18 protein-coding genes are annotated in these 19,898 nt (G+C 38.4%); 6 read left to right on the forward strand and 12 right to left on the reverse strand.

The features are described 5' to 3' along the window. Positions 1-129: 129 nt before the first annotated feature. From M2419_RS14105 to M2419_RS14120, 4 genes are all read right to left on the reverse strand, one after another. Entirely contained in the window at positions 130-1,545 is a 1,416-nt protein-coding gene (locus M2419_RS14105; protein ID WP_153848557.1) for a Gfo/Idh/MocA family protein, read from the reverse strand. A gap of 11 nt (positions 1,546-1,556) precedes the next feature. Beyond that, complete coding sequence (locus M2419_RS14110; protein ID WP_153848556.1) at positions 1,557-2,948, reverse strand: DUF1080 domain-containing protein; 1,392 nt, start codon at positions 2,946-2,948, stop codon at positions 1,557-1,559. Between the two features lie 248 nt (positions 2,949-3,196). Next, positions 3,197-5,074 (reverse strand): RagB/SusD family nutrient uptake outer membrane protein, encoded by a 1,878-nt coding sequence (locus tag M2419_RS14115; protein WP_259255280.1) that lies wholly within the window; start codon positions 5,072-5,074, stop codon positions 3,197-3,199. A gap of 10 nt (positions 5,075-5,084) precedes the next feature. Continuing rightward, a complete protein-coding gene (locus M2419_RS14120) occupies positions 5,085-8,225 on the reverse strand; it encodes a SusC/RagA family TonB-linked outer membrane protein (protein ID WP_227550347.1) in 3,141 nt (1,046 codons plus the stop codon). 995 nt (positions 8,226-9,220) lie between these two features. Here M2419_RS14120 and M2419_RS14125 point away from each other — a divergent pair. Beyond that, complete coding sequence (locus tag M2419_RS14125; RefSeq protein ID WP_153848322.1) at positions 9,221-9,706, forward strand: hypothetical protein; 486 nt, start codon at positions 9,221-9,223, stop codon at positions 9,704-9,706. Between the two features lie 32 nt (positions 9,707-9,738). Here M2419_RS14125 and M2419_RS14130 read toward each other — a convergent pair whose 3' ends face one another. Further along, entirely contained in the window at positions 9,739-10,311 is a 573-nt protein-coding gene (locus M2419_RS14130; protein WP_227550348.1) for a Crp/Fnr family transcriptional regulator, read from the reverse strand. A gap of 289 nt (positions 10,312-10,600) precedes the next feature. On the opposite strand from M2419_RS14130, the gene M2419_RS14135 reads away from it, so the two are divergent. Further along, positions 10,601-11,095, forward strand: coding sequence for an STM3941 family protein (locus M2419_RS14135; RefSeq protein WP_153848324.1), 495 nt, complete (start codon positions 10,601-10,603; stop codon positions 11,093-11,095). 137 nt (positions 11,096-11,232) lie between these two features. Here the strand turns inward: M2419_RS14135 and M2419_RS14140 are convergent, their stop codons facing one another. The 7 genes from M2419_RS14140 to M2419_RS14170 all read right to left on the reverse strand — a co-directional run bounded on the left by M2419_RS14140 (position 11,233) and on the right by M2419_RS14170 (position 17,058). After that, positions 11,233-12,384 carry an AAA family ATPase gene (locus M2419_RS14140; RefSeq protein ID WP_227550349.1) on the reverse strand — a complete coding sequence of 384 codons (1,152 nt, stop codon included), beginning with the start codon at positions 12,382-12,384 and terminating at the stop codon, positions 11,233-11,235. Then, complete coding sequence (locus M2419_RS14145) at positions 12,342-13,040, reverse strand: RNA ligase family protein (RefSeq protein ID WP_153848325.1); 699 nt, start codon at positions 13,038-13,040, stop codon at positions 12,342-12,344. The genes M2419_RS14140 and M2419_RS14145 overlap by 43 nt, the downstream gene beginning before the upstream one ends. A 269-nt stretch (positions 13,041-13,309) precedes the next feature. Beyond that, positions 13,310-13,984 (reverse strand): LytTR family DNA-binding domain-containing protein, encoded by a 675-nt coding sequence (locus M2419_RS14150; RefSeq protein ID WP_153848326.1) that lies wholly within the window; start codon positions 13,982-13,984, stop codon positions 13,310-13,312. A 5-nt stretch (positions 13,985-13,989) separates the two neighbouring features. Continuing rightward, on the reverse strand, positions 13,990-14,280 hold the full coding sequence (locus M2419_RS14155; RefSeq protein ID WP_153848327.1) for a hypothetical protein: 291 nt from the start codon (positions 14,278-14,280) through the stop codon (positions 13,990-13,992). Positions 14,281-14,334: 54 nt separating this feature from the next. Then, the gene (locus tag M2419_RS14160; protein WP_153848328.1) at positions 14,335-15,105 is read right to left on the reverse strand and encodes a hypothetical protein; all 771 of its coding nucleotides are present in this window, start codon (positions 15,103-15,105) and stop codon (positions 14,335-14,337) included. Then, complete coding sequence (locus tag M2419_RS14165; RefSeq protein ID WP_153848329.1) at positions 15,102-15,485, reverse strand: hypothetical protein; 384 nt, start codon at positions 15,483-15,485, stop codon at positions 15,102-15,104. Before M2419_RS14165 ends, M2419_RS14160 begins: the two co-directional genes overlap by 4 nt. Before the next feature lie 67 nt (positions 15,486-15,552). Next, on the reverse strand, positions 15,553-17,058 hold the full coding sequence (locus tag M2419_RS14170; RefSeq protein WP_153848330.1) for a sensor histidine kinase: 1,506 nt from the start codon (positions 17,056-17,058) through the stop codon (positions 15,553-15,555). Between the two features lie 337 nt (positions 17,059-17,395). On the opposite strand from M2419_RS14170, the gene M2419_RS14175 reads away from it, so the two are divergent. The 4 genes from M2419_RS14175 (at position 17,396) to M2419_RS14190 (ending at position 19,841) form a co-directional block, all read left to right on the forward strand. Beyond that, positions 17,396-18,049 (forward strand): hypothetical protein, encoded by a 654-nt coding sequence (locus M2419_RS14175; protein ID WP_153848331.1) that lies wholly within the window; start codon positions 17,396-17,398, stop codon positions 18,047-18,049. A gap of 198 nt (positions 18,050-18,247) precedes the next feature. Next, positions 18,248-18,646, forward strand: a complete 399-nt coding sequence (locus tag M2419_RS14180; protein WP_153848332.1) for a hypothetical protein — start codon at positions 18,248-18,250, stop codon at positions 18,644-18,646. Then, complete coding sequence (locus M2419_RS14185) at positions 18,621-19,235, forward strand: hypothetical protein (RefSeq protein WP_153848333.1); 615 nt, start codon at positions 18,621-18,623, stop codon at positions 19,233-19,235. Before M2419_RS14180 ends, M2419_RS14185 begins: the two co-directional genes overlap by 26 nt. Positions 19,236-19,304: 69 nt before the next feature. Next, positions 19,305-19,841 (forward strand): GNAT family N-acetyltransferase, encoded by a 537-nt coding sequence (locus tag M2419_RS14190; RefSeq protein WP_153848334.1) that lies wholly within the window; start codon positions 19,305-19,307, stop codon positions 19,839-19,841. Positions 19,842-19,898 lie beyond the last annotated feature (57 nt).

The following is a 19,898-nucleotide window of genomic DNA, read 5'->3' on the forward strand; positions in this document are numbered from 1 at the left end:
TTTTTTCGACTTTCCAGCTCTTTTATATAAAGAGCAAGCAAATCGTACATTTCAGGAAAGACTTTTCATTTCAAAAAAAAGGGCAATGTTCACATTGCCCTTTACTTTCTATGCCCAGTTACTGGTCCATTACATCTTATAATACTGCTCCCAGCCTCTCGCAGGTGGAGGTCCAGCTAAGAGTGCATTGGCAAACATATCATTCGTCACTTCTTTTGTCTGTGTATTCAAGATCAACTTGCTGTTTAAGCGTTGTGCAATTACACCCAAACAAAATACTTGGCTCAGAGGACCTGCAATTTCAAAAGCCGAGCGGGTCTTTTCTTCGCCTTTACAACCTTTTAAGAAATTAGCAAAGTGGTTTGACGGTGATTTTGGCACTTCCGGTAACCGAGACTCCATTTCCTTAGCTTTCGCTGCTGGAATAATCTGTAAGGTACTAGCATGAGAGCCACCTTTAAATATCAAATCCTTGCTATAGATAATTTTCCCAGGATTTAATTTGGCGGGTTCCAATTTCCCTGTACTTGGTGCAGGAATATTAGGATCCAGTCCGGATACACCGTAGCCTTCCGGTATAGGTGGCAAATTATCCAGTCCATCATACCAATTGATATCTAGTGCTGGCATCTTTTTCCTTTTTGGGAAATGAAATTTCAAGGTCGAAGACATGGGGAAAAAATAGGAATTATACCCATCGAGCTTCACAGCGGACACTTCTGTAGGCAGCCCCAAATCTAAAAATTCATGCGCTGTATCCAATATATGTGCACCCCAATCACCCAATGCGCCCATTCCAAAATCATACCAACAGCGCCATTGACCGTTCACAAAATCCTTATTATAATTATGGCCTATGGTCTGCATTTGCCAAAGATCCCAATCTAATGTTTCGGGCACCATTTCAGCGGCAGGAAAACCCTTCATATTCACATCCCAGCCATGCCATCTACGCGGCATATTCATGTGCGCATCGATGCGCGTCACATCCTTAATAATACCGGCATCTTTCCAGGCTTTAAATTGAAAGTAATTGGCCTCGGAGTGCCCCTGATTTCCCATTTGGGTAGCAAGTTTAGGGTTTTTCCGGGCTTTATTTGCCATCAGTTCAACTTCAAGGAATGTTCTCGCCATGGGTTTTTCCACGTAAACATGTTTACCCAAGTCCAGTGCAAGCATTGTTATGGCAAAGTGCGAGAAATCGGGAGTTCCGACACTTACAGCATCGATCTGATTTCCCATTTTGTCAAACATCACTCTAAAATCCTTAAACTTAGGTGCATCAGGAAACAAGCCCAAAATTTCCTGTGTATGTTTCGCGCCAAGATCTACATCACATAGCGCGACAATATTACAGAGTCCTGTTTTATACAGCTCTTTAATGATTTCTGCGGCCCTATTTCCTAAGCCTACACAAGCTAAGTTGACACGCTCATTTGGTTTGGCCAAATTGACATTTCCCAATACACTATTGGACAGCATAACCGCTCCTGCAGCGATAACAGACTGTTTAACAAAGCTTCTGCGCGATAAATAATGATTCATAAGAGATAAGCTTAATTGGGTGTATTGATTTTTATGCTGCGAAATGAAACCCGATCGCCATGGTCTTGGAGAAGAATAGAACCTTCCTTCGCTTCACCAAAATTTTCCCAATCTTTATATTTGCTGATCTGAACCAAATCTTTAAACGCTTTGGAGCCCCGCTCATAAGACAACATCTTAATTCCATTTAAATAATGTTCCACTTTGTTATCTGCTGTGACCACAACTCTACCTCTATTCCACTCACCGATGGGTCTGCGTGCACGCTCGTCACGATTGGATGTGATGAGATCGTAAAGCGATGCCAATGTACGATTTCCGTCTCGTCCCAACTTCGCATCAGGGTGTAAAGCATCGTCCAGTACTTGATATTCCAAACCAATAGCTGATCCTTTTGATTTTTCTTTTAAAGTGACAAAATACTTAACGCCGCTATTCGCTCCCGGACTAAGCTTAAATTCAAATGAGAGATCAAACACGGCGTATTTATCTTTTGTGACGATGTCACCGCCATTGGTTGACTCCCCTCCGTCGGATTTTAGGACAGTCATTTGCCCATCTTTAACTTCCCAACCACGTTCTGGAAATTTATCGCCGTGTATGCTCCGCCAGCCCTTATTGGTTTTACCGTCAAATAAGAGCTTAACTCCTTTTTTCCTTTCGGCATCTGCCAAATCATTGGGCTTCAGATTAACGATATAAAGGTCTTTCGGAAAACCTTTTGATTTGAGGTCGGTTGTTTTTATTTTAATATTCTTAAAATAAACTTTCTTTCCATCTAATTGCGGTGGAATACCATGTACCTGTAATCCGATAAAACCTGTTCTATCGATCGTGTCAACGACATAAGCTACAGGAATATCATTGATCCAAGTGCGCAGCTCATCACCAATGGCTTCAATTCGAATATGATTGAATTCCTCTACTTTATAGGCTTTTTTAGCATTTTCATTTAAATCGAGTGGATAAATCCATCCACGACGCGCCTCATCATAGATTCCACCTGTCCATGCACGGGCAGAGGGGTCTATTTCTACTTGCCTTCCATATACACGTCCGCGCCCATCGTTAGCCTTTGGATCAAGATGGCTCCGTGTCTGAATACCTGAGTTTGTTTCGTTACCTTCAAGTTTAACATCCAGTTCCAATATGAAATCACCATATTCTTTTTCAGTGATCAAAAAAGAATTGGGCGTACCTTTTGTCATTCTGCCGACAATAGCATCACCTTCAATAGAATAGGGAGCTTTTCCTCCGACGGATTTCCAGCCATTCAGCGTTTTTCCATCAAAAAGGTTTGTCCAACCTTTCTCATTACTTTTATCTGTCTGGGCATACGATAATACAGCATTGCTAACGATCGCTGCCATCACAACAGATTTAAATAGTGTATTTCTTTTCATTGTAAAATTTGATCTTGAGTCTATCGACCCGGTTTATTTATTCATCATTGGTTCGTCAATCATAATAAGTTAGAGACCATACTAGCGAAAGCCAGGAGACGATACTACACTTCACTTTCAAGCCAAATAGGCCCCCATTTACTTATTGGCTATTGATTCAATTGACTTAATAAAACAAGATATTAATTAATATAAGTGAAATGAATCAAATGATGTGATTTATTTACGAAAACGTTTGAAAACACTTGTTACTTATCTTCAACCAATAACGGCGTTTTATTTTTCTCGGCTCCCGGATAACCTATATTTTGATTGATAACACCTTTGATATTTGTATTAATTGCATTGGCAGGCACAGGCCATAAGATATGGTGCACACTAATTTTATATTCGGCCCATTTATGTTTGACCCCTTTGTTATAGAAATTACTTTTAGCAACAACTCTATCGTACCAGAAATTAACTCCAGCTTGTTTAATATTCGCATTCGTTCCTCCTGGACCACTAATCTGTTTTAAATCATAAACACGACCACCAAAAATTTCACATGGTTTTCGGGTTCTTGCGTAGATATAGGCAATCCTTACGAGCTCAATATGTCTGTTTTCTTCATAATACAACTCACGCGCACGCTCATCTAATAGCTCACCGATATTGATTTCGTCTGCCGTCAGCTGGGATGCACCGGCGCGTTGACGGACTTCGTTAATGGCAATGGCAGCCTGACCAAGATCATTTTTCCAATAGTAACTTTCTGCCAACAATAAATAGACTTCCGCAGAACGATAAATATACCACGGGGTTTCCCCGCCCTCCCATTGGGTTTGCAATGGATCCGGTACAAATAATTTATAATGCGGCCAAGAAAACCATAGACGAATTGAATCCTCAACACTCATCCCTGCCGGTTTAACCAGATTTTTTCCATACCAGGGATTGCCGGTCTTTTTTAAGTTGGGCTCATTATATTTCAAATCTTCCATCTTTCTCCAACTATCCCGATTAAAGATCCCCCGCAAATCATTATCTTCTTTCCCTGATCTCCAAATCTGATTTGTAAAATACCAAGTTGGACGCAATCGTCCTATACCACGACCATAGTTCTTATTTAAATCCAATGAAAGATCAGTTTCATCCGCTGCTAATGATAGGCCTGTCCCCGTTTTTCCGTCCGGTGTTTTTATACCGCCGTTGTTCCAGAAAGGAACGCCATTACGCATTGTTCTGATACGATCAGAACCATCAACTCCAGGATAAGAAACCACATACATTAAACCTTCGGTATTGGCCCCATCTAATTTTGCCTCAACACTATGAAGATCAAACATCAGATTGGTATTTGGTTTACTTTTATTCACCGTAAATCTGCTTTTCATAAGTGGATGAATAGCGACAATTTCTTTTCCAATAGCGATTGCCCGATCAAAATCTGCCAAAGCCATGCATACCTTCATCAACAATATACCACAAGCAGATTTGGAGGTACGCCCACGATCTACTTTTTCGGGTACCCATTGGTAGGCAAACTCCATATCTTTCCGTAATTTTTCGAGAATGCTCCAACGATCGTAACTATAGAAATCATATTTCGGTTCATTTATCTCTTTGTCAATGAAGGGCACATCACCGAACTGGTGCACCAATTTAAAATAACGATAGGCACGTTGAAAATAAGCAGCTCCTAAAATCGCGTTTTTTTCATTTTCATCTTTAAAAGTTCCTGCATCTATTCTTGAAATAATAAGATTAGCGTATTTTATCCCCTTAAATCCCTCGTACCAATACCAACCGACTTTAGTTCTATCGTTGTTATTGAGATCTGCATCGGGGAGCAGTGCAATATCCATATCCATTTGTGGACCAGCTTTATCTGTCGTACCCTCTACGGCTACTTCAGATTGAATAATCTCGGTCAAAATTGGTGCAGCATCGCCAAAAAACTCATGCCGCATATTTCTTTCACAGGCCGTTAAAGCGGAGTACATACCTTGCGCATCGGCTAGTGCAACATCAGGTTCATAGAAAGATAGGGGTTTCGGTTTAAGCCAATCCTTACTACAAGAAAATGTAAAAACAGCCATTGAACCAATACATAAACTAAATATTATATTTTTTTTCAATTTCATGATCTAAAAATTAAAGGGTAAGGTTTAAACTAAGATTATACGTACGAGGAGTTGGGTCACCTGAAGCTTCAGGATCACCGAATCTCCAATCTTTTGTCAAATAGGCTACATTTCTCACAGATGCCGACACACGTAACTGCTGGATTTTTAATGCCTGTAAAAGTGTTTTAGGAACGGAATATGATAATACAATATTTTCCAGTCTAATATAAGATTTGTTAATGTAGTTAGTCCCGTTATTTTTGGAACCAATTCGGGCATAATCATTGATCGGATTATCTGGTGTCCATCGCGGTAGCGCATAATCCGTACTCCGATCTGCAAAATTACTATTGTTTGCGGCCCGATTGAATTCTGCGAAATGTCCCCAATTGGAGTACATAAAGAAAGAAAAGCTCAGCTCTTTATAACGTAATTCATTTCGAAATGACCACCTAAAACGCGGTGTTGTATACCCCTGAAACACGCGGTCAGCATCCGTTAGTACCCCGTCTCCATTTTGATCTACATATTTAAAATCTCCAGGTTGGTTGCCGTATTTTGCAGCCGTTTCTTCTTCCCCTAATTGCCAGATTCCATTTCGTTTGTAGGCCCATATCCTGTCGGGATCCTGTCCAATAAACCATCTATTTTTAACATCGTCCGCTTCCTTTTGGCCGACGATATTTCCCTCACTATCTTTTACATCCACCATATCACCATACAACTTCACAATTTTTCTCCGATTCAACATAAAGATTGCCGTCGCATTCCAACTAAAATCCCCCCTATTCATGATATTACTATTTAAGGTAATATCAAAACCTTTATTTGAGAGCTCACCAAGATTGGCGGCAACACTGTTAAATCCGATAATTTCTGGCAATGCACGATCTACCAATAAATCCTGAGTTGTTGCTGTATAAAAATCCAGTGCGCCACTCAGACGACCATGGAAGATCGAAAAGTCCAAACCAGCGTTGTAAGAACTTTTATTCTCCCATTTCAAGCCCAAATTGGCCATTCTATTCACGTATAGCTGAGATGAAAGATAGAGGTTTCCACTCGCATCAATATACGGATGTAACCCCGAGGTCATGTCGGAAAGAGCTTCATACATTCCAATATCGCGGTTTCCATTTCTTCCCCAAGAAAGCCGTAGCTTACCATAATCCAACCAGGATTTGGTATTTTTCATAAAATCCTCCGCTGTAAAATCCCAGGCAAAAGCCAGGGCGGGAAAGGTTGCTCTTGGATTTTGAGCGCCAAAGGCTGAATAGCCATCACGTCGTACAGAAGCTGTCAACATATAGCGATCTTTGAAGGAATAAAACAGACGCCCCATCAGTGCGTCGCCTGTACGATAAGTATCCTCACTATCGTTCAAAGGAATTGTCCCAGCCTGCAGACGATGCCAGCCCAGAACATCAGAAGGAACAAACTGAGAAGCTGTGGCCTTGGTTCGCCAATACTGCCCTTTCTCTGCATTTTGAAGCAATGTGACTTCAAAATTATGTACATCAAAACGCCGCTTCCAACGCAATACATTATCTAACTGCCAATTATATGTTTTTTCAAATGAGCGTTCACTACTTCCACCCTTTGCCTTCCACTCGGGATTTTTAGAAGAATCGTGGTTATAATACTCGTGCCAGATAAACGAAGGCGTAAAATTGGATTGTAATTCGATACCAAAAGGCAAAGTAATCACACCGTACAAACTGGAATTCAATGTATTGTAATGATCTTTTCGATCTCTAAATTGATTATCAAAAAAAGGATTTACCGGTGTAACATCTCCAGTAGGAAGTCTTTGATAAATACTTGTAGGATCATCGATATTATTTGATCCATAAGGAGATATCACCGCAGACTGCTTCCAATCCGCCTGTAAAAAACCTTCATTTCGAACCGCAAAATTAGTATTAGCACCAACTTTTAAATAGGGTGTAATCTTTGTTTCTAAATTTAATCTAGTACGAAAATTCCTAAATCTATTCCCCGATATAATCCCCTCTCTATCAACATGATTCAAGGACAAATAATAATTTGACACTTCATTACTATTCGATACAGCAACAGCATAATCCTGCTGGATCCCCTTTTGAAAAACCAAATCCTGCCAATCTGTAATCTTATTGTTCATGTAATTTTCAATTTCCGGGGTCTTTAGCTCCAATCGAGAAAGCCAAGACCTGATCAACTGATCCTCTGTTACATTTGTAACGGGGGTCTTTTGATCGTAATTATACCAGTCCAACTGATTGGTTCCATTGAGCAGTCTTGGGTCCACAAACATTTCGGGGTGTGCTTTAAGATAGTCGGCTGTCCTACGACCTACTTCAAAGTCATAGCGATATTTCAAAAACTCATCAGCATTCATCACTGCAGGCATCCCTCCATTTTCTACCATTCCAAAATTACCATTGAATGTAATCGTTGGCTTTCCTTTTTTACCTTTTTTTGTCGTAATTAAGATAACGCCATTGGCCGCTTTTGCACCGTACACAGCAGTAGCACTCGCATCTTTCAAAATATCGATTGACTGAATATCATTGGGATTAATATCTGCAAATGTTCCGTCAAAAATAACACCATCCACGACATTTAGCGGACTGCTGCCAGCTTTCAATGTTCCCTTTCCCCTTACAAGCAAATCGGCATCACCCTTAGCCGAATTACCCTGTCCAATCACCAATCCGGCGGCATTCCCCCTTAATAGATCCTGAACAGACCTGGGCGCCTCCTTTTCAAGCTTTTCGGTCTGCACCGAAACAATTGCGCCTGTCACATCCTTACGTTTGGCAGTTCCGTACCCAATAACGACGACTTCATCTAGATTCTCAGTAGATTCAGAAAGGGTGATCTCTATTTCCTTACCCACTTCTACTTCAAGTTCTTTGGACGAGTATCCCGTATGGGTAAAACTTAAAGTAACCTTAGCAGTACTTTGCTGCAATTTTAAACTAAAGCGACCGTAGCTATCTGTTACTGTACCCGTTGAAGTTCCCTTCACCAAAACGGTAACTTTCTCCAAAAAACGCCCATCATTTGTTTTGACGATACCCTTTAGTTCTTTTCCAGTTCCTTGTGAATAAACAATTCCTGTAGACAGCAATAGCATACACAAAAAAGAAAAACTAACGGAAATCAAACGATTAAATTTTCTCATAGATTAAGATTTATTGGTTGTTAATAAATAGAACTATAAAAAGCCCAAAAATAAGACCTCTTAGTCATTAATATCAATTGGTTATTATTTAATCAACACAAAACAATAGTATTAATTAAGAAAACACAATCAAACCTTTTTAATCCATTTATTTACGAAAACGTTTGAATGACTATAAAAAACAAATTACTGGATTCCGACAAGAGAAAGAGAACAGGTGCTACTTAAGTCCAAAAACAACATTATGAGAACATAAAAAAGCCCTAAACAGGCTTTAAAGCAAATAAAATTTAAAAATAAATTGAGACAAAAGAGCATAGTTTTGATAAAAAATGACATCTTTTTCAATTATAATTTCACTATATTTTAAATTAAAACAAATTTAAATAAATTAAATTTAACGAAACAAATAACACACACTTAACTAAACACAAGACCGAAATGACCGAGAAGTTTTCCTCAGCAAGAGAAGCAAAGATCGCATGCATTTTCTATGCCCGGTCAAATGAAAAAATGACTTGGGAACAACACCATATTTCTGATGAGTTAGCCAAAACAGATTTCCATCATTCGTCGTCAGAGGCAATTGGTTTATTGCCCATGTCCTACATCGCCCTGCCCCAACCGTGTAAACAAGGTGGCTCCACATTGAAATCAGCTAAAAAAGTAGACTCAACCTGCGCCCAGACTACTTGCAGGAGGAGCTTGGTAATACGTTGGTAATAAAGCGAGCTCGACAATAGGATTATATGTTCAATCCGTATTATTTTAGAAAAGCAAATAAAAACAATCAGTAAAAAATTTGGAGAATACGAAAATTATATACAACTTTAAAGCACAAACACCTGCTCTAAACAGGCTACAAGTTAACAAAGGAAATTTTTTATTTTAAAACGAGGATTTTATCTTAGAATCGCTCATAGACAAAAGTCTAAATTAGTTTTTTTGCAGAAAAACTTACTTTTACTTAATGTACAAACAGTAGCATACAAAATATGACAACCAACCCCATTAAGGTATATACAGTAGTTTCAAAAGAAGTAAAAGAAGATCCAGATTTATTCACCAATCTGGAAGGTGTCTTCTCAACATATGAAAAAGCACAGGAATATATTGATCACTTTTTTGGTAATGCTAAATATGGTTATCGATCTATTGTTACAACCTATTTAGACCCCTTTCAGGAAGAAATCCAAAATAACGATTCTTATTATAGCATTTCATCTCAATTAATGGGGCCACATTTAGAAGTTGAGATCTGTAAAACTTCTTTTGCCGTTGTCCTCTCCGAAGTTGAACAATTGCGTATCGATCCTGCCACCTCAGAGAAACCTTTGGAATTAAACCTGCACTGTTTTGCTGCTTCTGAGGAAAAGGCAATGGAAAAATTCGAAAAATTGGCACAAGACTATGCAAAAGAACACAAGCTTCAATTTCAAATTAGCCCCTTTCGCATTGCAGATTCGGACCAATGCTACTAGCCTTCAATTGCAACGAGATTATAGCAGCAGATTCAGGGAAGTATTTTTTTACGGATTTCACTTAAATATTCTGGAGTAAATCCCAGATATGAAGCAATTAAGTATTGCGGAACACGTTGTACAAACTGAGGATATTTACGGAGCATATCATGGTAGAATTCCTCTTTAGATTTAGAGAATAGATATTTAACCCGCATTTGCGCAGCTGCATAAGCCCTTTGATAAACAAAGCGAAAATAACGCTCCATGATCGGAAATGCAGCAACCAATTTTTCTTGATTTTCTTGACTGATATAAACTAAATCTGACGTCTCTACTGCCTGAATGTAAAATGACGTAATAAGCTTATGTTCGAAAGCCATATTGTCTGTAATCCACCAATTTTCTATTGCGAATTCAGTCGTTTGTTCGACTCCCTTTTCATTAACAAAGAATTTACGGAGAATACCTTTCAATACAAAAAAATGGTATCTGCACACTTGGCCCTCCTCCAGTATATTTTCTTTTTTCGCGACCGTTTTCGTCTTAAAGTAAAGCAATATTTCTTCTAATTCGATCGGATCGACATCGATAAATTTCTTTAAATGTTCTTTAAGTTTTTCCAACAGTCCACCAATTTATTATACAAACAAAGCTACTCATTCCTTTTATCAAAAAAAAGACACGCGGTCCCATTTCAAATAAGCTCAATACGGAAGGGATGGCAAGATAAATTCAAGTAATACGAATAATCATTCAACAAGCACGAATCATAAATCGGAATAGTTTCAATGGCTTTTACCCCTTATCTTTATAACAGGTGCTCCAATAATATGATTAACAGATTGGAGCTATGATGAAAATGGCAGGCTCCATTTTTTGCAGAGTTTGTACTTTTTGAAAAAAGAGAAAGCAATGATCAAAATTAATTTTAGCAAAGGAAAAATTATCATCAGCATGCTGCTATGTTTTCTTCCAGCAGTCATTGGGTTGTATGCTTGGTTATACTATGATCTTATTTTTAAACTAGCCTCCACGATATGGGTACTCGTGGCCGCAACGGTTTTTTATCTTCGACTACAACAGTTGAACCGCTATCGAAAAGGAGAGGCCGCACTCACGATAGATGAGCATACATTACTAAACAACAGCGTATTGAAGCCGCAGCAAATCCCTTGGACGGATATCGATTATTTTGTTACTGATTTATATCGGACAAATTCTATTTTTATAAAATTAAATGACTTTTCATCGCTAAAAAAAGAAAAAACAAGTCGTCTAATTCATTTATTAAGCTTTATTGACCGCAATCTATCAACAAAACCTGCATCTTTTTGGATCGACATGGATGTCATCGATATCAAGGAAAAGGAGCTTTTATCTAAGTTGCTAGAGCGATTGAAAAAGTAGCTAAAAATTGTATCTCTCTCCGAAAAAAGGTATTATATAAAAAATCAGCCCCCTATCCATATAAGTGGGCTGATTCGCAAAATCAATCGAAGATGCAGCGCAGTCCTGCTTAAATATCCCCTACTTAAAAGCATCCGCTATGCCGTAATGTAGTGAACCTCATGCGCCTCGGTCAACTGCGGAACTTCCAAATTATGAAGCATTTTATCCAGGACAACTTCCGGCAGTGGGTACTCCCTATCGCTATTCTGCGCGCGCCAAATCTTATAGGGTTTTTCAACGTACAACAATTTCACATAGGCTTGATAGCTTACGAAGAGATCGATCAATTGTTTTCGCATCTGGGAAGTTATGTTGGTGGCATTCCAGATAAAATCCTGTCCACAGCGTAAGTATTTTTTTGCCTGCTCTTTTGCTTCCTGTACAACCCATCCGTTTCTCTTTTTATCAGTAGGATCAATGCGATATTTGCGTCTGATGTCATCCAAACTAATAACAGGAAGGTCGGTATTCATTGCTAAAATCTGATAATCTTTGCCCATTCCCGGCAAACCTGAAAGTACAGTCACCGTGGATTTGAATGTATCAAAAGGCACATAATCAACATAGCTATTGTTTCCATTAAAATATGTAAATCGTGCATTTTCAGACAAAAAAGAACGCGAGGCATCCCAGCAGCCAATCTCTTTACTATACAGTTCGAACATATCCAATACGTAGAGCAAAGCATCCAAATCGGCACAGTACCTTCCTTTAGCATCTGCTTCGGACAACAACTTAAGTTGGCCCATATTGACACTCAGTGACGCCTCCAAGGCGCTCTTCATTGGATCGACTTTTTCCATCAACCACAATGGCAATCCATGATAGCGTACCAATGCGACAATTTCCTCCCGTAATGCAAAAGGGGTCTCCACATCACGAAATAAAATCTCCCGTGCGGTCTGTGCTCCTCTTTTGGCATGATTTGGAGAGCTGATACGACCATCTGCAGCGACAATTGTCGTCGATCTCTTCTCTACATCATGCAATAAAGCGGAAGCCCAGAGGAGCTCCTGCTTTTGGTAATCTAGATTCCAGTATTCAGGCAATGCTTCCAGCTGCTGTAATACCATTTGAGTATGAATCGCGACATTCCCTTCGGCATGATGTAAAGGATCTTGTTGTACCTGTTCCATATCCCTGACCCAAGAAAATTGCTTCTCTAAAGCCGACCAATTCTTATTTACTGCTATTGTCCATTCCATTAGAAATCCCTCCTTTCCCAAATCATTTTTGTTCTTCGCCATGATTTTGTCCAATGCTCGTCGGTCTGCACATGTCCTTTTCTAACATATTTAAAAACATTGTGCTGAAATTCGCTGACGGCATATGCATCAACATTCCTGCAGACCAAGCCCTCCATCGTACATGCTTCTTCAGTTTTAGGGTCAACCGATCCAAATATAGAAGACTGCATGGCCAAATTTTCGACTGAACGCCGAAGTTCTAACTCAGTCAAATCCTTTACAATTTCGAGTTTTAAAACAGGTACAGTAGGCAAATCAAATAAACTGGCATAAAAAGTAACTTCTTCCCATGAAAGCCACTGATCTTTAATTCGAGCAGCAAAAACATAATAATAGTGCTCAAGTTGCACATATTCGATAGAATGCACAGCATAAAGATTTTCACCAAAAAACTCTAAATCATCCAGATCGTTATTTAATCTAGACCAATGCTCCCGAAGCTGAGCCGTCCATGGCGACGTGGTTGGAGCCGCATGGGATCGTGCAAATACTCCACGCCGTGAAAGGCAATTATTTTCACCATCTAATTTTTCTGTAAATAACAGTTTATGGAAAGATTGTATATCCTTCCAATAATGTTGATTAAAACGATCGTCGCTGCTTGTCCCTGGCGAAAATGGGAAATGATAGGTACGACCATATTTTGTTGATTCCATTTTTAAAATTTAAATCCATACTAAAAAATTGAAGACATAGGTATATGGTAAACAAATCGGGTAAATCCCGTTGTTTACTTTCTTCCTAAATATCGACAATGCATTACATGACTTTAAATTTTAAAAATTGACAACACTAATGATCTATTGCTACAAAAGTATTAAATTTATCTTAAAAACATAAACACGCTCCCTTAACCTTTTGACAGCGCAGCCCCTTTCCCTACTTTCTAATCAGCCCTGACTTATCAAAAACTGCGTATTTAGCATTAATATAATTTCAATTCAGTATACGTTGTTCCAATGGGAATAACCCGGTCTGCTACCCAAATTTGGGTTTTGTCGAACTTAATCATTTTACTTCGTGCGACGATAAATGCTCTATGGCAACGAACAAATTCGTTCTTCGGGAGCAGTTCCAGCAGCTCGCTAATGGTAATTCTGGAGCTAACACATTTATCGCCCAAATGTATCTGGGTGTAATTACCTGATGCTTCAATATACTGGATACGATCAATTTCAACTTTAACATGTTCATAGCCATCTTTGACGAACAGATAGTCTTTGTTATGCTGTAGCTTTTTTGCCCGAAGGCTATACAATTCGCTCGCCTTGTTGCAGGCTTTCAAAAACCTGCTCATAGAAAATGGTTTAAGCAAGTAATCGATGGCATCGAGCTCGAAACTCAATAGCGCATGCTCAGAATAAGCCGTCGTAAAAATCACCATTGGCGAAGTATTCAAACTCCGCAGAAACTCTATGCCTGAAATATCGGGCATTTTTATATCTAAAAAAATAAGGTCCACCTGCTCCTTCTGGAGATAATCAATCGCCATAAACGCATCCGTAAATGTACTTTTTAATTCAATAAAAGAGACTTTAGCTATATGGTGTTCAATAACCTGCAATGCCACAGGTTCATCATCTATCGCGATGGCTATCATAACAATTATTGATTTAAAATCTGATCTATTTGGTCATACAGTTGTTTTCCATTACTTGGTCGAAGAGCCTTTTCTACAACTAATTTCCCTGTTTTATCAAATATAAAATATTGCGGATAATATTCCGCTTTGTCTTTTGCATTTAGCAGTAATTCCCTCCAAAAGGGCTCAATCTGTTTCCTATTTTTACGTAAATGGATTCCGGTTAAATTGTTGACACGTATAAAGTCTTTCCAGTCCTGATCGCGATGGTCTTCATCCATATCCAAATAAACGAAGGCAATATCTTTATCCATGTATCTTTTCTTCAGTTCAGGTGTATATTTCAATTCAAATTTACAAGAACCACACTAGGTACCCCAAACATCCAAATAGACCACTTTTCCCTTCAATTCAGCAATCAGGTCGTAGATCGATGAAATAGGTCGATCATCCTCAATCAACCGGATCTGTTTGTTCTGTTTATTCGCTATCAAAAGAGAGTCAAGATCGGCAATATAGCGTTCAACGAGCGGCCTATGCTTATCCGTTGGAAATATCTTCCAATGCGCTCCTGCCAATGCTTTTAAATGTGGTAAGTCCCTGTCATGATATAGATTGACCAGTTGCTGAAAATTGTATTTTTCTACGATAGGCTTGGGAAAATTATTTAAAGCACCAATAAACCGCCAATAATCTTTACTATAGCTATTCATTAATCTATTTGCACTGTCTAGGCTTATCCCGAAATAAGGGATCGGCTCGCTTGAAGGGATCTTCTCCGACCAAATCTTAACAAATGCTTTCGTTTCCAAATAACGCAGGTAATTGTCAAGGAAAGAATAGAAAGAGGGGCCTCCAAAGTTATCCTGTAAATTAATCGATGCTTTTCCAAACAGTTCTAGCACTAAACTATCTGAGGTCGGCTTTGGCAATTCAGCTACACGGGCAAAATCGTTCAGATGGTTAATTCTTTGTGCGTAAAGCTCAGCACAGATATAGCCTTTTAGTTGGCTGGGCAATGAAGTAGTTTGGATCACTTCATTCGTTTGATTGCAATCTGCTAAAAAGGGAATTAACAGCTGCTGTCTCAATTCAGCCAAAGAGCGTTTGGCAAGATTGTTTAAGGCTGGGGCTTTCATAAAAACGGCACTTCATCCAGTTTTATTTGCTGAATAGTTCTATTTTCTGTTAAAGCACTACCGTATGTAAATACGATCGTACTATCAGTTAAATTCGCGATAAGATCCTTACCGGGGCTTAATAACAAGGTTTGAAATACACCGCTGTAAATTAGTGTCGCGGATTTTCGAGCTGTTACTGGCAGCGCGACCTCAAATGTACCATCGCCGGCAACGGTTATCCGTTGCGAATTTTCTTTATAAAAACCGAAAACAAGAGGAATATTGATTTCCAAGGTCTTGTTTGGATCATAATTCCAAACCTTACCGCTCAATTTAAACTGAGCATGACTGCTTAGACAAAACAAGGTCACAAGCAAAAAAACAAGTATTTTTTTCATTGCTGTTAATTAAGAAACCGATAAATCAGGTGAATAATGGATTGAAAAATAGTGGAACTATCTTGATCTAAAGATGTAATGTTAAATGGACAAAAAACTCATTGGCATTTTCATGTATCATCAATTCATGCCGATCTCGATACAGTAATGACAGGCGTTGTCTTACATTTTCCAAGCCTACGCCGCTTTTTAGTTTTTCGGGATCGTTATCACTTTTTGGATTAATGCTATTGCTCACATCGAAAAACAGGACTTGGTCCCGCACTTGCAAAGAGATTTTAATATAAGACGAGTTCTGAAGGCTTATACCATGCTTAAATGCATTCTCAACGAAAGGTATAAGCAACATAGGTGTAATGTGGTAATTTTCAAACTGTTCCTCTATTTCGGTTATAAGGGTAATCTTGTCTGACATTGAAGTCCGGAGCGTTTGTAAGGCGATGTAATTATTCAAATATTCAACTTCACGCATCAACGAAATTTTATCTTGTGTATTTTCATGTAGCATAAACCGCATCATATCACCCAAGCGTTGAATTCCCTCCCCCGTCCGTTCTGCATTTTCCTGCAATGCAGTGCCATACAATGTATTTAAGGCATTAAATAAAAAATGTGGATTTATTTGAGATTTTAGAAAGGTCAGATTCGCGTCCGACTGTCCGAGCTCTGTACGTAGGGAGGCTATTTCGTTTTGACGCATTAGACGTTTTTTAAAGAGAAACCAGGACAGCGGCGTGCTAACCAATAATTGCGTGGGTAAATGAAACATCGCAACGATAAAGATCACTTCGTTTGTCTGATTAAAGAAAAATAACGCGGGCACACTTAATGGCAGGACTGAAACCAAGCTAATAGCAAAGATAGTCCAGAAGAAATCACGGAATTTCTTCTGTTTTTCCTGTAATTTTGGCAACAAATAGTATAAGGAATAGATTACAATACCGACCGCAGACAATACGACCAAAGTCCATAATACCGAAAGTTGTAAATGGGATCGCGATGTAATCAAAAAAAACAATCCAATAAACCAGAAACCTATTCCAAAGGATAAATCCATTTTTAGCTGCTTTTGCAGGGTCAGATTTTCTGCCTTGCTTTTAAGCAAATAGCTGATCAGATATTGCGCGCAGGTGTATAAAGAAATTATAATTGTTAATAAAATAGCTTGCGCAAAAGCCTTAAAAAACATACTATTATAGCTTCTTTGAATACTGTCATAATCCTTCAATTCGTAGGCGTGGCTATAGGTCCGGCATACACCTAAAATCAGTCCGGATGTCAAGATCAGAGCAGCTAGTAATGAATAATTCAGCAGCTCCCGTTTTCTGTTGATGAGGGAAGGAATAAGGACAAAATTTAAAAGGAGAAACATCACATATAGAAGCAAATCAATGATAAAATTCGGCACAAAAAAGTTAAAGAAATAGGAGTAGCTTATTTTTTGGTGAAGGAAATAGTTATGCATACCGCTATCATCCCGATTGTTTGTATCAACAAGCAAAGCATAAACAACAGCAACAAATACGATAGTTGCCATCCAAAATTCTATTTTTCTTACGTCTTTCAGTTTCATGTTATTGGTTTTGATGAGGCAATATTAATTGAAATGAAAACATAAAACAGAAAAATGTGACGAATACCACCAAAAATGTGATGAATCAAATGTTTCTTCATCTTATAGCTGGGATTCTATTGTTGTTTCTATAAAATAGAATTTGATTTTACTATCTTTAAGCTGAAAAGTATCAAACCGGCTTTATTAACTTTATTCAAAAAAGACACTACATAATTAATCCATTATTTACACATTCACGTCCGATTTTGCGGTGTTAGGGCAAATAGCCAAGATTGCATACAACATTGGACTGTCAAATGATCATAAATACAGGGATTAAAAAATAATTGATCACATGGATACATATATCGTGTTAAAAAGGTTCTCTAGTTTAGAAGAAGCGCAAGAATGTCATAAACTACTTTCGGAAAAAGGTGTAACAACGCGGTTGGCAGATAATGTACCCCCTGTGGATATTACATTTTCCGGAAACACGGTTGGATATCAATATGAGGTTCAAATAGATCCTGCCAATTTCGCAAATGCAGAATCTATTTTAGAAGAGCAGGAAATGCAGTCTCTCCCTTTGGTTGAAGACGACCATTACCTGTATCAGTTTTCCGACGAAGAGCTCTTAGAAATTCTTCAAAAACCCGATGAATGGAACAAATTAGACTACGCACTGGCTAGAGAAATTTTATTAAAAAGAGGGAAAGAGATGGATCAGGAAAAGCTTGATCTTTTGAAACAGAAGCGGCTCATGCAACTACGGGAACCGGAACCGCAGCAGAAGTATTGGGTTATTTTCGGCTATATTTCAGCATTTCTAGGTGGACTTTTAGGAATTGCAATCGGGTATATGCTGTTTAGTTCCAAAAAGAGCCTACCGAATGGCGAACGGATATTGTCCTATTCGGATCATGACAGAAAACATGGGACAAACATATTCTATATCGGATTATTCGTATTCACAATATCCGTTCTCATCAAAATGCTCTGGGGATTATAACATAAAATGAATACGATTTACATTTTTTAGCGGAACAGCTCAAGTGCAGCTTTGTGACTGTGGTATTCTGTATCCTATCGCGATCTAATTAGTGCTAACGTCAACTGTAAATTTTTAATACTAAAAAAAATACCTATATTTAAGATGACATCTTTATTCTTTAATTATTTTTTGTAAACCTACAAACAAATTAACTTTATGAATAGTTTAAAGACCACAGCCACTCATTTCCGTTATAAAAAGCATCCGGGAGATCTATTCAGAAATACGTCTGTTCAATTATTACCTCATCCCTATAAAAATCAAGAAGACTTTTGGGTATGGTTTCATCCCTCCTACCACCGTAGTGAAGACATTTCAGATTTAGGCGACCTGTACAAACAACTTCACGATACACCCTGCCAAGAAAAGATAACAACATCAAAAAATGAGCTATGTTACGCTGAAGTAGCGAAGGAACATCTCTTTGAAGAAATAAAATCATTGGAACAAAAGATCTATCAGGATTGTTTTGAAAACTTTTATTTGTTGATTATTGAAGGCCGCATTGAGCTATTTGAAAGTCATCAGATTGAAAGTAAAGAATCTAGTTCCTGATGTCTATCTTTTAACCGTTATGCATTATTTGACTTGTGCGATTATAAGGAAGGACGATAAGGTACTCATTTGTCAGCGCCCGCCATCGGTGACACATGCCTTAAAGTGGGAATTTCCTGGTCGCATAACCGAGTCCCACCTGCCAACGAAAGCAAATCTGTCGCTCAAAATCAGGGAGGAGCTAAGTATAGATATTCTTGTCGGAAGGCCCTTAGAAATGACGCAACAAGGCCATAAAAGTCCGGCACTTTGCCGCTATCCAGTTCTCTGCAACTTTTCTTCTGGCGAAGTTGCCATGCTAGAATATGTCCAAGCAATATGGGTCCCCTCGGCAGAACTATCGCATTTTGATTGGACCGATACCGATCGACCAATTGTAGAAGAGTATACCAAATACCTTGAGAACTCAAATCCTCCGTCCCGTATAAAGGAAGCTTTTTTAGAAATCCTAATTGGACTCATTGGTTTTACACTGGTCCATATGTTCTTCAATGTATATATAGGCTTATTGATAACTTTGATCTTAATCACTATTACTGGAATTTATAGTTATTACACCCGAAAAAATATAAGGAAAAGAATCTCATAAAACTTTCCTACATTTATAAAAACTAAATAACCCCTAATTTCATTTTAGCCATACTGAAGACTTAATCAGATGAAAGATTTCCCACAATTAGAGACAGAACGACTTATTCTTAACGCAATAGACCCGACTGATATTCCACAGATTGTAGACTATCTGCAAGACAAGGTCTATTCTGACTTCACATCAAATATCCCCTATCCCTACCGAAAGGAGGATGCTGAATACTGGCTTAAATTAGCGGAAGAAGCATTTGTCAATCGTAAAGGATTCACCTTTGCTATTCGAAATAAAGATAAAAAACTGATCGGAGCTATTGGTCTGCATGATGAAGGCTCGGATAAGGCTGAGTTGGGATACTGGATTGCTATTCCTTACTGGAATAAAGGTTATGTCACTGAAGCTGCAAAAGCAATCATTAATTTTGGGTTTAAAGAATTAAACTTTAACAAAATCTTTGCGACCTACTTCCCCCATAATCCAGCATCGGGAAAAGTCATGGAAAAAATAGGAATGAAAAAAGAGGCACTGTTAAAACAACATCTAAAGAAAGACGGCCGGTATTACGATATTCCATTATACGCTATTTTTAGAACGGAATTGGTTTAGTTTTTTAAGATCTATAGCTCCATTATTACAAAAATACGTTCTGAAATAAAAATTCAA

Origin of the sequence: Sphingobacterium sp. BIGb0116, from assembly GCF_024808035.1 — a bacterium.
Lineage (GTDB): Bacteria > Bacteroidota > Bacteroidia > Sphingobacteriales > Sphingobacteriaceae > Sphingobacterium > Sphingobacterium paramultivorum.